Origin of the sequence: Enterobacter sp. BWH64 (genome assembly GCF_001037645.1) — a bacterium.
GTDB lineage: Bacteria > Pseudomonadota > Gammaproteobacteria > Enterobacterales > Enterobacteriaceae > Enterobacter > Enterobacter hormaechei_C.
Window position 1 is genome coordinate 3,733,255 of record NZ_KQ089922.1, and the last position, 13,440, is coordinate 3,746,694.

General features: G+C 52.9%; 14 protein-coding genes. 6 read left to right on the plus strand and 8 right to left on the minus strand.

Translation table 11 applies throughout. The features are described 5' to 3' along the window. Positions 1-22 precede the first annotated feature (22 nt). The gene (pta, locus tag SK50_RS17740; protein WP_017383435.1) at positions 23-2,164 is read left to right on the plus strand and encodes a phosphate acetyltransferase; all 2,142 of its coding nucleotides are present in this window, start codon (positions 23-25) and stop codon (positions 2,162-2,164) included. A 114-nt stretch (positions 2,165-2,278) separates the two neighbouring features. Here pta and SK50_RS17745 read toward each other — a convergent pair whose 3' ends face one another. The 5 genes from SK50_RS17745 to SK50_RS17765 form a co-directional block, all read right to left on the minus strand. Beyond that, positions 2,279-3,232 carry a transketolase family protein gene (locus SK50_RS17745; protein ID WP_015572265.1) on the minus strand — a complete coding sequence of 318 codons (954 nt, stop codon included), beginning with the start codon at positions 3,230-3,232 and terminating at the stop codon, positions 2,279-2,281. Continuing rightward, complete coding sequence (locus tag SK50_RS17750) at positions 3,225-4,055, minus strand: transketolase (protein ID WP_039270261.1); 831 nt, start codon at positions 4,053-4,055, stop codon at positions 3,225-3,227. The genes SK50_RS17745 and SK50_RS17750 overlap by 8 nt, the downstream gene beginning before the upstream one ends. Further along, the gene (locus SK50_RS17755; RefSeq protein WP_017383437.1) at positions 4,052-5,443 is read right to left on the minus strand and encodes a PTS ascorbate transporter subunit IIC; all 1,392 of its coding nucleotides are present in this window, start codon (positions 5,441-5,443) and stop codon (positions 4,052-4,054) included. The genes SK50_RS17750 and SK50_RS17755 overlap by 4 nt, the downstream gene beginning before the upstream one ends. A 21-nt stretch (positions 5,444-5,464) precedes the next feature. Next, positions 5,465-5,737: a PTS sugar transporter subunit IIB gene (locus SK50_RS17760; protein WP_003861447.1), complete on the minus strand. Its 273-nt coding sequence runs from the start codon at positions 5,735-5,737 to the stop codon at positions 5,465-5,467. Positions 5,738-5,816: 79 nt separating this feature from the next. Then, complete coding sequence (locus tag SK50_RS17765) at positions 5,817-6,260, minus strand: PTS sugar transporter subunit IIA (RefSeq protein ID WP_017383438.1); 444 nt, start codon at positions 6,258-6,260, stop codon at positions 5,817-5,819. Between the two features lie 236 nt (positions 6,261-6,496). Between SK50_RS17765 and SK50_RS17770 the strand changes: the two genes are divergently transcribed. Continuing rightward, positions 6,497-7,516 (plus strand): LacI family DNA-binding transcriptional regulator, encoded by a 1,020-nt coding sequence (locus SK50_RS17770; protein WP_017383439.1) that lies wholly within the window; start codon positions 6,497-6,499, stop codon positions 7,514-7,516. A gap of 3 nt (positions 7,517-7,519) precedes the next feature. Here SK50_RS17770 and yfcD read toward each other — a convergent pair whose 3' ends face one another. The 3 genes from yfcD to yfcF are packed head-to-tail and all read right to left on the minus strand — an operon-like array spanning position 7,520 to position 9,394. After that, the gene (gene yfcD, locus SK50_RS17775) at positions 7,520-8,086 is read right to left on the minus strand and encodes an NUDIX hydrolase YfcD (protein WP_006811396.1); all 567 of its coding nucleotides are present in this window, start codon (positions 8,084-8,086) and stop codon (positions 7,520-7,522) included. A 55-nt stretch (positions 8,087-8,141) separates the two neighbouring features. Continuing rightward, the gene (gene yfcE / locus SK50_RS17780) at positions 8,142-8,693 is read right to left on the minus strand and encodes a phosphodiesterase (protein ID WP_003861437.1); all 552 of its coding nucleotides are present in this window, start codon (positions 8,691-8,693) and stop codon (positions 8,142-8,144) included. Between the two features lie 56 nt (positions 8,694-8,749). Next, a complete protein-coding gene (gene yfcF / locus SK50_RS17785; protein ID WP_017692996.1) occupies positions 8,750-9,394 on the minus strand; it encodes a glutathione transferase in 645 nt (214 codons plus the stop codon). Between the two features lie 140 nt (positions 9,395-9,534). Here yfcF and yfcG point away from each other — a divergent pair, with 140 nt between their 5' ends. The 4 genes from yfcG (at position 9,535) to SK50_RS17805 (ending at position 13,428) form a co-directional block, all read left to right on the plus strand. Further along, complete coding sequence (gene yfcG / locus SK50_RS17790) at positions 9,535-10,164, plus strand: GSH-dependent disulfide bond oxidoreductase (protein WP_003861434.1); 630 nt, start codon at positions 9,535-9,537, stop codon at positions 10,162-10,164. A 75-nt stretch (positions 10,165-10,239) separates the two neighbouring features. Next, positions 10,240-10,608, plus strand: a complete 369-nt coding sequence (gene folX / locus SK50_RS17795) for a dihydroneopterin triphosphate 2'-epimerase (RefSeq protein WP_003861432.1) — start codon at positions 10,240-10,242, stop codon at positions 10,606-10,608. Between the two features lie 13 nt (positions 10,609-10,621). After that, a complete protein-coding gene (locus tag SK50_RS17800; protein WP_045343816.1) occupies positions 10,622-11,515 on the plus strand; it encodes a TIGR01777 family oxidoreductase in 894 nt (297 codons plus the stop codon). Between the two features lie 92 nt (positions 11,516-11,607). Then, positions 11,608-13,428 carry an ATP-dependent nuclease gene (locus SK50_RS17805; protein ID WP_047642539.1) on the plus strand — a complete coding sequence of 607 codons (1,821 nt, stop codon included), beginning with the start codon at positions 11,608-11,610 and terminating at the stop codon, positions 13,426-13,428. The last annotated feature ends 12 nt before the right edge of the window (positions 13,429-13,440 follow it).

A 13,440-nucleotide genomic window follows, 5' to 3' on the forward strand; every position in this document is an offset into this window, starting at 1 on the left:
CGGTAACGAAAGAGGATAAACCGTGTCCCGTACTATTATGCTGATCCCTACCGGAACCAGCGTCGGCCTGACCAGCGTCAGCCTCGGCGTGATCCGCGCTATGGAACGCAAAGGCGTTCGTCTGAGCGTCTTTAAGCCTATCGCCCAGCCACGTGCCGGTGGCGATGCGCCAGACCAGACCACCACCATCGTTCGCAAGAACTCCAATCTGCCAGCGGCTGAACCGCTGAAGATGAGCCACGTTGAATCTCTGCTCTCCAGCAACCAGAAAGACGTGCTGATGGAAGAGATCATTGCCAACTACCACGCAAACGCGCAGGACGCGGAAGTGGTGCTGGTTGAAGGCCTGGTCCCGACCCGTAAACACCAGTTTGCCCAGTCTCTGAACTTTGAAATCGCGAAAACCCTGAACGCAGAGATCGTTTTCGTGATGTCTCAGGGCACGGATACCCCAGAGCAGCTGAAAGAGCGTATCGAACTGACGCGCAGCAGCTTCGGCGGTGCGAAAAACACCAGCATCACCGGCGTGATTGTTAACAAGCTGAACGCGCCAGTAGATGAGCAGGGCCGTACGCGTCCTGACCTGTCCGAAATTTTTGACGACTCTTCCAAAGCGAAAGTCATCAAAGTTGACCCGGCTAAGTTGCAGGATTCCAGCCCGCTGCCTGTTCTGGGCGCGGTGCCATGGAGCTTCGATCTGATTGCCACCCGTGCAATCGATATGGCGCGTCACCTGAACGCCACCGTGATCAACGAAGGCGATATCAACACCCGCCGCGTGAAGTCCGTAACTTTCTGCGCACGTAGCATTCCACACATGCTGGAGCACTTCCGTGCAGGTTCCCTGCTGGTAACCTCCGCAGACCGTCCGGACGTGCTGGTTGCAGCCTGTCTGGCCGCGATGAACGGCGTGGAGATCGGCGCGATCCTGCTGACCGGCGCCTACGAGATGGACCCACGCGTAAGCAAGCTGTGCGAACGTGCGTTCGCCACTGGCCTGCCAGTCTTCATGGTGAACACTAACACCTGGCAGACCTCCCTGAGCCTGCAAAGCTTCAACCTCGAAGTGCCGGTTGATGACCACGAGCGTATCGAGAAAGTTCAGGAATACGTTGCGGGCTACATCAACGCAGACTGGATCGAATCCCTGACGGCGACCTCCGAGCGCAGCCGTCGTCTATCTCCTCCAGCCTTCCGTTACCAGCTGACCGAGCTGGCGCGTAAAGCGGGCAAACGCGTGGTTCTGCCAGAAGGCGACGAACCACGTACCGTTAAAGCGGCAGCCATCTGTGCAGAGCGCGGTATCGCGACCTGTGTGCTGCTGGGTAACCCGGATGAGATCAACCGCGTTGCGGCGTCTCAGGGCGTTGAGCTCGGCGCGGGCATCGAAATCGTTGATCCTGACGTGGTCCGCGAAAGCTACGTTGCCCGTCTGGTTGAGCTGCGTAAGAACAAAGGCATGACCGAAGCCGTTGCGCGCGAGCAGCTGGAAGACAACGTGGTGCTGGGTACGCTGATGCTGGAGCAGGACGAAGTTGACGGTCTGGTTTCCGGTGCGGTTCACACCACCGCGAACACCATCCGTCCACCGTTGCAGCTGATCAAAACTGCACCGGGCAGTTCTCTGGTCTCCTCCGTGTTCTTCATGCTGCTGCCTGAACAGGTTTACGTTTACGGCGACTGCGCGATCAACCCGGACCCAACCGCAGAGCAGCTGGCAGAAATCGCTATCCAGTCTGCGGACTCCGCGATTGCCTTCGGTATCGAACCACGCGTCGCGATGCTCTCCTACTCCACCGGCACCTCTGGTGCAGGTAGTGACGTAGAGAAAGTCCGTGAAGCGACCCGCATTGCACAGGAAAAACGTCCGGATCTGATGATCGACGGCCCGCTCCAGTACGATGCCGCGGTAATGGCTGACGTGGCGAAATCCAAAGCGCCGAACTCGCCGGTTGCAGGTCGCGCTACCGTGTTCATCTTCCCGGATCTGAACACCGGTAACACCACCTATAAAGCGGTACAGCGTTCAGCAGACCTGATCTCCATCGGGCCAATGCTGCAAGGCATGCGCAAACCTGTGAACGACCTGTCCCGTGGTGCGCTGGTTGACGATATCGTCTACACCATCGCGCTGACCGCGATCCAGTCTTCGCAGCAGCAGTAATTGTAAGGTCTTGCCGGATGTCGCTTCGCTTATCCGGCCTACAGGACCGTAGGCCCGGTAAGCGCGAGCGCCACCGGGCAACAAAAAGGCGACCACAAATGGTCGCCTTTTTTATTACAGCAGCTCCCGCGCCGCCGACACAATGTCATGTGCCGTCAGGCCATACTCCTTCTGCAAGAAGTCCTGCGTACCCACCTGACCATACCGTTCCTTCACCCCCACCCGCCGCATAGGCACCGGACAGGTTTCCACCAGCACTTCCGCCACCGCCGACCCCAGCCCGTTGTGAATGCTGTGATTTTCGCAGGTCACAATACGCCCGGTTTTCTCGGCATAGTTTTTCACCAGCATCCGATCGATGGGCTTCAGGGTAAACATGTCGATGACCGCTGCGCTTACCCCCTCCTGCTCCAGCTGGCGCGCCGCCTCCAGCGCTTCCGCCACCATAATGCCGTTAGCAATCAGGGTAATATCGGTTCCCTCGCGCAGCACGTTGCCCTTGCCGATGGTGAAGGTTGACCCCGGGGCATACACGCTCGGCGCCTGTTTACGGATGGTCCTTACCCAGTAAAAGCCTTCCAGGTCGATAAGCTGACGCAGCACATCTTCGAACATCACCGCATCGGTCACCTCAAGCACCACTGAATGCGCCAGACCGCGCACGATGCCCATATCCTCAAAAGACATATGCGTCCCGCCGTTGTGGCAGGCCGTCACGCCCGCATCCGAGGCAATCACCTTCACGTTATTGCGCTGGTAGTCCAGGGACATAAACAGCTGGTCGAAGCAGCGACGGCTGGCAAAGGCGGTAAAGGTATGGACGAACGGCTTACGTCCGGTGAGCGACAGCCCGGCGGCCGTCCCAATCACGTTGGCCTCCATAATGCCGCAGTTGATAACGTGCTGTGGATAATCACGCGCTACGCCGTCCATCGCCATCGAACTCATCAGATCCGCTTCGAGCGCAATGATCTCGCTCCCGGCCTCAATCTGTTTTGCCACAAAACCCGCGTAGACCTTACGCATCTCAACGGCATCTTTCTGTCCTGTCGGTGCAACCTTAATCATGTGAAGCCTCCAGTTGGCGAATCGTCTCGTTAAGCGCCGCTTTGCTCTCCTCGGTTAATCGCAGGTGATGCGAGTTGCTGAGCTGTTCCAGATATGGCACCCCCTGCCCTTTGATGCTGTCGAGGATCACCACCCGCGGACGCGCATCGGCCTCAGGGATCGGCGCGGTCACCTCCAGCAGCGCCGGAATGTCATCCCCTTTCACCGTCACCACGTCAAAACCAAAGGCGCGGAATTTGCCTTCCAGGTCGAAGGCGCTGATGATTTCGTCCAGCTCGCCGTCGAGCTGCTGTTTGTTCCAGTCCACGAATACCGTCAGGTTGTTCAGTCGATGGTGAGCGATAAACTGGAAGGCTTCCCAGCACTGCCCTTCATTCAGTTCTCCGTCGCCAACGATGCAAAACACCCGGTTTGGCCTTCCTGCCAGCTTGTGCGACAGCGCCATGCCGCCAGCGATGGAGATCCCCTGCCCCAGTGAACCGGTGGTGGCATCCACGCCGCGTGTTTTCAGGCGATCCGGGTGACTTGGCAGACGCGTCCCGTTCTGGTTCAGCGTGCTCAACTCTTCAATCGGGAAGTAGCCCTTAATCGCCAGCGTGCTGTACAGCGCCGGCCCCGCATGGCCTTTCGACAGCACAAAGTAATCGCGCTCTGGCCAGTCCGGATCGGCCGGGTCAATTTTCATTACCGCGCCGTACAGAACGGCCAGCGTTTCAACGACTGACATGCTGCCGCCGTAGTGACCAAAACCCAGCTGCGTAAGGGATTTCAGCGTCTCAAGGCGGATCTGACGCGCCAGTTCGGTTATTTCATTCTCATTCATGATTTGGCTCCGGGGTTTTCCTGCGCGTTACCGCTGGCAGGTTTGTTTTTAGCGAAGACGTTGTAGGCCACCAGCAGCGCGAACAACACAACAACCAGTCCGGTGATGGCAAGCGGCGACAGGAAGCGTGCCAGGTTGCCCAGCACAATCCCGACCGCACCAAAATCAGCGTCCGAGAAGGTCGTATTCGCAAAGCCAATTGCGCCCAGAACAGGCAGCAGCAGGACCGGGAGGAAGGTGATCAGCAGGCCGTTAGCAAAGGCGCCAATCATTGCCCCGCGGCGTCCACCGGTGGCGTTACCGAACACGCCCGCCGTTGCGCCGGTGAAGAAGTGCGGAACGACGCCCGGGAGGATCAGCACCCAGCTAAACTGACCGCAGATGAACAAGCCCACAATCCCGCCGAGGAAGCTAAACAGGAAGCCAATCAGCACCGCGTTTGGCGCATACGGGTAGACCACCGGGCAGTCCAGCGCAGGCCGCGCATTGGGCACCAGTTTTTCCGAGAAGCCGGTAAAGGCCGGGACGATTTCCGCCAGAATCAGGCGCACGCCCTGCAAGATGATGAACACGCCTGCCGCGAAGGTGATGGCCATAATGATGGCGTACACCAGGTAGTTCTGGCCGCCGCTGAAGGTGGCCTCCACGTACTCACGTCCGGCGCTCACCGCCATGATCAGGTAGATAATCATCATGGTCAGGGAGATGGAGATTGAACTGTCACGCAGGAAGCTAAGGTTCTTCGGCAGGTTCATCTCTTCGGTGGAGCGCGAGCCTTTCCCGACCTTGCTGCCAATCCAGCCGGACAGCACGTAGCCCAGCGTGCCGAAATGACCGAAGGCGATCTCATCGTTGCCGGTAATACGCTTCATATAGCGCTGCGCAATCGCCGGGAAGAAGGCCATAATCAGGCCGAGGATCAACGAACCGGTAAAGACCAGCCCGACCCCCTCGAAGCCTGCAACCGTCAGGATCACGCCGATCATGCATGCCATGTAGAAGGTGTGATGCCCGGTGAGGAAGATGTATTTCAGGCGGGTAAAGCGCGCAACAATAATATTCGCCACCATCCCGAAGGCCATAATGAGCGCGGTGGAAGCGCCATATTTCTCCAGGGCAATCGAGACAATAGCTTCATTGTTGGGAATAATGCCCTGAATATTAAAGGCGTGCTCAAACATACCGCCGAGCGGATTTAAAGAGCCCACCAGCACAGTTGCGCCGCCGCCCAGTACAATAAAGCCGAGAATGGTTTTAATTGTGCCTTTTACCACATCCGAAAAGGCTTTTTTCTGCGCCACAAGACCAATCAGAGCAATTAACCCGACCAGCACTGAAGGGACTTTTAAAATATCAACAACGAAATTCAGCGTTTCAAGGATAAACATATCCACCTCGCCTTATCAGGATTATTGTCTTTCGAACCAGGCGCGCAGCTGCGCTTCGAGTTCGTTGATATCGATGATATTGTTGATTACCACCAGCTGGCTTTCCGGCACGCTGGCGCTGGCGGCAATGTCTTTCGCCATTACAAACAGGTCCGCCGCGCCCGGCGTGGCCGAGGAGAGATCGGAGTGTTCAACTTCGGCCTCAATTTCCAGTTTTTTGAGCACCTTTTTAATATTCATTTCGACCATAAAACTGCTGCCCAGGCCGGAGCCGCAAATAGCCATGATTTTCATTGTTATCCCCTTTTTTGAGTAGAGTACGCCCCATCACGCTGACGCGTAATGTTGAGATGAATCGGATTAAATAATTAAATCAGAAGCGATCGATAACGGTTTTTATCTCCTCCAGCGTATTCGCCCGATGTAATTCAGCCATATCTTCGTCGCTGGAAAATAATTCCGCTAAGGCTGAGATCATTTCGATATGGCTATGCTTGTCCGGTGCCGCCAGCATCACAATCACATCGACGGGGTCAAACTCACCGGCACCAAAAGAGACGCCCTGTTTTAGTTTTAATAATGACAGGCCAAGTCCTTTCGCCCCTTCTTCCGGTCGCGCATGTGGCATTGCCAGCCCTGGAGCCAGCACATAGTAGGGACCTAACGTCTGGTGCTGCTCGATGATAGCCGTGACATATTCCGGCGCAATGACCTGCAAATCCAGCAGCGGTTTCGCGCACAGTTCCAGCGCCTGGGGCCAGCTTTCAACGCTATCCTGTAGGATGATGGTTGTATCATATATCCACTTTTTGAGCATTTTTCACTCCCGCTAAAGACCAGACATGGGCAAACTCTATTCAACCCATCAATCAATGACTGCGATCGCGATCACAAAGATAGCGCTACCAACGACTAACATGCAGAACTGTGATAGCGCTATCAAATTGCTATCATAGTGCGAAATCACAGCAAAAAAAGGGATTTAAGGCGTATACTGCCTGTCACGTAAAATGAAGGATGAAACTGAATCGCGTCCTGTCAGCAGGAAGATGTATGTCTTTAACCCGAAAACGGCGCAGTACCGGAAAAGTAACGCTCGCGGATGTCGCACAGCTTGCCGGCGTAGGCACGATGACTGTTTCCCGTGCCCTCCGCACGCCCGAACAGGTTTCCGATAAACTGCGTGAAAAAATTGAAGCCGCGGTGCAGGAGCTGGGTTATATGCCCAATCTTGCCGCCAGCGCACTGGCATCGGCGTCGTCATGGACGATCGCGATGGTAGTTCCCAACCTTTCCGAAGCTGGCTGTTCCGAGATGTTCGCCGGGCTACAGCAGGTGCTCCAGCCAGCCGGATACCAGATCATGCTGGCGGAATCTCAGCATCGTCTTGAACAGGAAGAGAAACTGCTCGAAACGCTGCTGGCCTCGAATATCGCCGCGGCGATACTGCTCAGCGTCGAGCACTCCGATACCGTACGCCACTGGCTGAAAAACGCCTCTATCCCGGTGATGGAAATGGGTGCAATGCGTGCCGATCCGATTGATATGAATATCGGGATTGATAACGTCGCCGCCATGTATGAACTTACCGAGATGGTGATTCAGCGTGGCTACCAGAATATCGGCCTGCTGTGCGCTAACCAGGAGCAGTGGATTTTTCAGCAGCATTTGCAGGGCTGGTACAAGGCGATGCTGCGCCACCACCTGTCGCCGAACAGAGTGATTAATGCCGCCATGCCGCCGAACTTCTCCACCGGTGCGGCACAACTGCCAGAGTTCCTGCTGGCGTGGCCGGAACTGGATGCGCTGGTGTGCGTATCAGATGAACTGGCCTGCGGCGCGCTGTATGAGTGCCAGCGTCGACGCATCAAAGTGCCGGACGATTTAGCGGTCGTGGGCTTTGGCGACAGCGACGTCAGCCGCGTCTGCCAGCCGCCGCTGACAACGATGGCAGTACCGCATCGCAAGATTGGGATTGAAGCCGGGAAAGCGTTACTGGAACGTCTGAATGACGGAGACTGGCGCGATCATAAACCCATCGCGTCCAGCCTGTGTCTGCGGGAAAGCTGTTAAGGCTTACTCAGCCTCTTCCTCTTTTTCCGCCTTATTTTCCGGTTTAGCGGATTCGTTTTTGGCGTTGCGGGTCATCCACAGCGCCAGTGCTTTAAGGGAATCGGGCGTGAACTCGTCGCAACGCGCAGTAATCTCTTCCGGCGTCATCCAGCACACTTCGCTCACTTCCTCTTCCTGCAAGGCGAAAGGTCCGTGGGAAACGCAGCTGAACAGCCCGCCCCAGACGCGACAATGTTCATCTTCGAAATAAAATTGCCCGTGCTCGGCAAACGGCACGCCAGCGATACCTAACTCTTCTTCCGCTTCACGACGCGCGGAATCCAGCAATACTTCATCGGCCTGCACGACGCCACCCGCTGTGGCATCCAGCATACCAGGAAGAAAATCTTTGGTGTCGGTGCGACGCTGGACCAGAATCTTGCCCATGCCGTCATGAACAACGATGTAAGTCGCGCGGTGACGCAGACGCTCCGCACGCATTTGTTCGCGGCTGGCCTGCGCGATCACTTCATTCTCTTCGCTGACAATGTCAACCCACTCAGTACTTGCCAAATGATTCTGCTCCACCATCGGGAAACCTTCTCGTCTAAGCGCTCTTTTGGCGCGTTTGCAGTTGTGGTGTAACTTACGGATTAATCGCTATCTGCGCAATAACTTGCTGATCATTAAGTGCGATAACGCTTAATGTCCCGTCTTCATACATGCCGTAGCTTGCCGGATTGCCACCTTTAGGAATGCTGACAGACCCGGGATTAAAGTGATAAAACGCCCCGCGTTTTTCCGCCACCGGAATATGAGTATGACCATAAACCAGGACATCGCCAGCGGCGAGTGACGGCAGGTTATCCGGGCCGAACAGGTGCCCGTGGGTCAGGAACAAACGGCTGTTTTCCATCAACACCTGTTGCCAGGGAGCGGTGATGGGAAAATTCAGCAGCATCTGGTCAACTTCGCTGTCACAGTTGCCGCGAACGGCGATAATGCGCGAGGCAAAATGATTAAGTTTTTCCGCCACCTGCGCGGGAGCGTAGCCTTCCGGCAACGCATTGCGTGGGCCGTGGTTTAACACGTCGCCCAGGATCACCAGCCATTGCGCTCCGCTTTGGGCGAACAGAGAAAGCACGCGTTCGGTCGCGGGCAGCGATCCATGAATATCCGACGCAAACATCAGTTTCATCAGTTACTCCTCAGGAATTCAGACTGCCCCTATCATACCTCAAGCGCCCCGTCTTATCAGCCCGCGCGCTTAGCAGAGAGTGCCAGATAGCGCTGTACCGACGCGCGTTGCCACTGGAATGTGGCGTAATCCACCAGCAGCTGTGGGACGTCATCCCCGTTGAGGATCAAGCGATTGAGCATCAGCGCCAGATCGGTGTCGGCAATACACCACTCGCCAAACAGGTTGGGGTTACCCTGCGCCAGCAGCGATGACGCAGTTTCGATCAGCTTCCGGGCGCTGGATAAGCCTTCCTCGCTGAGGGCGGGCTTTTTGACGCCAGCGAACACCACATCCGTAGAGCGTTCTGTGCGAATCGGCACCAGGTCGCTACGCAGCCATGCCTGGATCTGGCGGGCGCGGGCACGCTTTTGCAGATCGTGAGGATAGATGCGTTCCCACTCTGGCGGGGCAAAGCGGTCCTCAAGATATTCGTCAATCGCCGAGGATTCACTCAACTCAAAACCGTCGATCTCCAGCACAGGGACTCGGCGAGTGAGCGCGTAGCCCTGCCACTGGGGCTTCAGATGTTCGCCGCTGTCCAGGTCGACGGTTTTCAGACTAAAAGTAAGCCCCTTTTCTGCCAGCGCCACATAAACGCTCATGACATAAGGAGAAAAAAAGTTCGCATCGGACCACAACGTTATTACAGGCTGGCTCATAACATCCTCATCGGCTGATCGGTTTTCACTCAACATATAATCTCTTTGCCTCGCTGTCACTTGATGAAAACTCACGATTTACAACAAGCACCTATACTGATTTTTTATGGCAACACTATTCGCACTGACAGGAGTTGAGAATGATAGATCTCTATTATGCCCCCACCCCTAATGGCCATAAGATCACCCTCTTTCTCGAAGAAGCCGAAGTGGACTACCGGATCATTCGCGTGGATATCAGTAAAGGCGACCAGTTCCGCCCCGTTTTTCTGGCCATATCGCCCAACAATAAAATTCCGGCCATCATTGATAACCTGCCTTCTGACGGCGGCAAACCGTTAAGCCTGTTTGAGTCTGGAGAGATTTTGCTCTATCTGGCAGAGAAAACCGGCAAGCTCCTGAGCGGTGAATTGCGCGAGCGTCATCACACGCTGCAATGGTTATTCTGGCAGTCGAGCGGCCTGGGGCCAATGCTGGGGCAGAATCACCACTTTACCGCCTATGCGCCGCAGACGATCCCTTACGCCATTGAGCGATATCAGGTCGAAACCCAGCGCCTGTACGGGGTCCTGAACCGTCGGCTGGAAAAATCACCGTGGCTGGGAGGTGAGCATTACAGCATTGCAGATATCGCCTGCTGGCCGTGGATTAACACCCATGAACGCCACCGGATCGATCTGGCCACTTATCCGGCAGTGAACAACTGGTTTGAGCGCATCCGGACGCGCCCGGCCACCGAACGCGCCATGCAAAAAATCCATCAGATTTGAGCCTGCGCCCCGTTGGGTGCAGGTGTTTTCCTCATGTATGATGAGGTGAAAATACTGACACGGAGAAGACCTGCAATGTCCCAGCATGACGCTATTATTCGTATAAAAAACTTACGCTTACGCACGTTCATTGGTATCAAAGAGGAGGAGATCGCGAATCGCCAGGATATCGTGGTGAATGTAGTGATCCACTACCCGGCAGACAAGGCGCGTGCCAGCGAGGACATCAATGACGCGCTGAACTATCGCACGATCACCAAAAGCATCATCCAGTACGTTGAGAACAACCGTTTTGCGCTACTGGAAAAATTAACTCAGGATGTGCTCGACATCGCACGCGAACACCACTGGGTCACTTATGCTGAAGTGGAGATCGATAAACTTCACGCCCTGCGCTACGCCGACTCCGTCTCCATGACGTTAAGCTGGCAGCGCCAGGCGTAAACCTGGAGGTTGTATGAAGATCCTGCTCACCGGCGGTACGGGCCTGATTGGTCGCCATCTCATTCCACGTTTGCAGGCGTTGCATCACGACATTACCGTGGTCACGCGCAGCCCGGAGAAAGCGCGCCAGGTGCTGGGCGTCGGCGTTGAGATCTGGAAAGGCCTGGCGGAAAGGCAGGATCTGAACGGCTTTGACGCCGTCATCAACCTTGCTGGCGAACCTATCGCCGATAAACGCTGGACCGAAGAGCAAAAACAGCGTTTATGCAGCAGCCGCTGGAACATGACCGAAAGGCTGGTTGAGCTGATTCGCAACAGCGAGACGCCGCCTTCGGTGCTGATTTCCGGCTCTGCTACAGGCTACTATGGCGATCTCGGTGAAGTGGTGGTGACCGAAGAGGAGCCGCCGCACAACGAGTTTACCCATAAACTCTGCGCCCAGTGGGAGCGCATCGCCTGCGCGGCGCAAAGCGATCGTACCCGCGTCTGCCTGCTGCGCACCGGCGTGGTACTTGCGCCGAAGGGCGGTATTCTCGGTAAAATGCTGCCGCCGTTTAAAATGGGGCTTGGCGGGCCCATCGGCAATGGTCGTCAGTATCTGGCGTGGATCCATATCGAGGATATGGTCAACGGCATTCTCTGGCTGCTGGATAACGATCTGCGCGGGCCATTTAACATGGTATCCCCTTACCCCGTACGTAATGAACAGTTTGCTCACGCCCTGGGCCATGCCCTGCATCGCCCGGCGGTGCTGCGCGTGCCTGCGACGGCGATTCGTCTGTTGATGGGTGAGTCTTCGGTGCTGGTGCTGGGCGGGCAGCGCGCGCTGCCAAAACGGCTGGAAGCGGCCGGGTTTACGTTCCGCTGGTATGACCTGGAAGAAGCGCTGGGGGATGTGGTAAGATAAAATAAATAATGAGACATCTGACAGCATTTTAACTAGTGACTTATAGTAATTTTGTTAGGCTATAAAACAAATAAATCTATAAGGAAATTTAAATGCGTTTGGATAATTTAAGTATAAAAAATTTTAGAAAATTAAAAGACTGCACAATAAACTTTAGAGATGCAACGTTCTTAATTGGTTCCAATAATGCTGGAAAGTCTAGTGTTTTTAGGGCATTGCAATTACTCCATCAAAACATCAACCCTTCATCAGATGATTATTCTAAATGCTTTAATCAAGAACGTGATGATTACATAAAACAAGAAACGATAGAAATAATAGGAGAATACCATAATATTCCTGACGAAGCGGAAGCATGGATAGGTTTTAAGGGTAGAATCATTAGGAATGAACACCCTTTACCAGGAGAAACAACTAATAAAATTGTTTACAGGAAAGTGTGGAGTATTACAAGCACAAAACCTGAAATTTTCATAATGGAGAAAAATAAAAACAGAAGTGACAAGTATGTTGCAGCGCAAACCCCTTCAGAACTTGAAGGCGAGGATTTTACCATTGAATTTCTAATAGAGCATTTCGGGGTTGATAATTTAACATCATCGTTGAATACAAAAGCAAATAAAGAAAAAGCAAACGAACTACCGCAACTATGGGATGTTGTTGCAGATTCTGAAGCAACTTGGGTAAAAAACCCAGGAGGCATTCCAGGAAATATAATATCTAAACTGCCGAAGGTAATTATCATCCCAGCCGAATCTTGCATGTCTGAATTAACTAACCAAAATGGTGCTCTATTAAATCTCCTAGGCGACCTATTCAAAAGTGTTAGAAACAAATCTGATAACTACACCCAAGCTCAGCAACATCTTTCCTTACTAGCCAGAGAAATGAATCCACAGGACAGGGAAACAGATTTCGGACGCTTAATACAAGATCTCAATAAGATGGCACATTCTTTATTCCCTAATGCATCTATACATGTTACCGCAAATTTAGATGATGCAGATAAAGTAATTAAACCATTATTTAATGTTGAGATGGAAAGTAATGTCAGAACTTCAGTAAGTTATCAAGGCCATGGGATTATTAGATGCACTGCTTTTCAGTTGATTAGATTTATACAAGATTATTTGAATGCGCATGAGGAATCCCAAAGATCAACAATTTTATGCTTTGAAGAACCAGAAATATATTTGCATCCTGCTGCTGCAAGCCAGATGAGAGATACGATTTATCAATTCGCATCGGGCATAAGTCAAATTGTAGCGACAACACATTCTCCTTATATGATAAATTTAGGATCTGATACTAGTTTAAGCCTCACTAAATTCTCTGTAAGCGAAAATGATTTCACTTCCACACATTCTTTTAATCTTGAAAAAGCATTCACAAGTTTAACAGGGAATGAAAAATTAAATCTTAAAATGCTTCTGAAGATAGATGATTATATTGCTAGAATATTTTTTACAAATAAATGTATATTTGTCGAAGGTGATACAGAAGAAGTTGTGGTAAGAGAAACTATTAAAAGATTATCTCCGGAGCAAAAATCTATTGCTATAGGTAATTGCGAGGTTTTGCGCGTCAGAGGAAAGTCAGTTATGATTTCCATGGCTAAATATCTTAATGCATTAGGAATTGACTACATCTTTTTACACGATTCTGATATAGGCACACCTAAAGCGGAATTAATTAATCCATTGATTTTAGCCGAAACAGGTGAGGCACGTAGAATAATGATTAATAATTGTATAGAAGATCTTCTCGGCTATGATGCGCCTTCAAAGGATAAACCATATAAAGCATATAATTTTATACAGGACGAATGGGGAGCTGATTTTAGTACCCTTCCCCAAAACTGGCGAGATATATTTTTAAATCTACACTCACCTTATCTCGATCATCTCCGTTAAATAATTATCAAA

Bases quoted from the DNA above. Each gene is read 5' to 3' on its own strand.
- SK50_RS17745 (WP_015572265.1), bottom strand. From the start codon at position 3,232: ATGATTAAGGTTGCACCGACAGGACAGAAAGATGCCGTTGAGATGCGT.
- SK50_RS17750 (WP_039270261.1), bottom strand. From the start codon at position 4,055: ATGAATGAGAATGAAATAACCGAACTGGCGCGTCAGATCCGCCTTGAG.
- SK50_RS17755 (WP_017383437.1), bottom strand. From the start codon at position 5,443: ATGTTTATCCTTGAAACGCTGAATTTCGTTGTTGATATTTTAAAAGTC.
- SK50_RS17760 (WP_003861447.1), bottom strand. From the start codon at position 5,737: ATGAAAATCATGGCTATTTGCGGCTCCGGCCTGGGCAGCAGTTTTATG.
- SK50_RS17765 (WP_017383438.1), bottom strand. From the start codon at position 6,260: ATGCTCAAAAAGTGGATATATGATACAACCATCATCCTACAGGATAGC.
- SK50_RS17770 (WP_017383439.1), top strand. From the start codon at position 6,497: ATGTCTTTAACCCGAAAACGGCGCAGTACCGGAAAAGTAACGCTCGCG.
- yfcD (WP_006811396.1), bottom strand. From the start codon at position 8,086: ATGGTGGAGCAGAATCATTTGGCAAGTACTGAGTGGGTTGACATTGTC.
- yfcE (WP_003861437.1), bottom strand. From the start codon at position 8,693: ATGAAACTGATGTTTGCGTCGGATATTCATGGATCGCTGCCCGCGACC.
- yfcF (WP_017692996.1), bottom strand. From the start codon at position 9,394: ATGAGCCAGCCTGTAATAACGTTGTGGTCCGATGCGAACTTTTTTTCT.
- yfcG (WP_003861434.1), top strand. From the start codon at position 9,535: ATGATAGATCTCTATTATGCCCCCACCCCTAATGGCCATAAGATCACC.
- folX (WP_003861432.1), top strand. From the start codon at position 10,240: ATGTCCCAGCATGACGCTATTATTCGTATAAAAAACTTACGCTTACGC.
- SK50_RS17800 (WP_045343816.1), top strand. From the start codon at position 10,622: ATGAAGATCCTGCTCACCGGCGGTACGGGCCTGATTGGTCGCCATCTC.
- SK50_RS17805 (WP_047642539.1), top strand. From the start codon at position 11,608: ATGCGTTTGGATAATTTAAGTATAAAAAATTTTAGAAAATTAAAAGAC.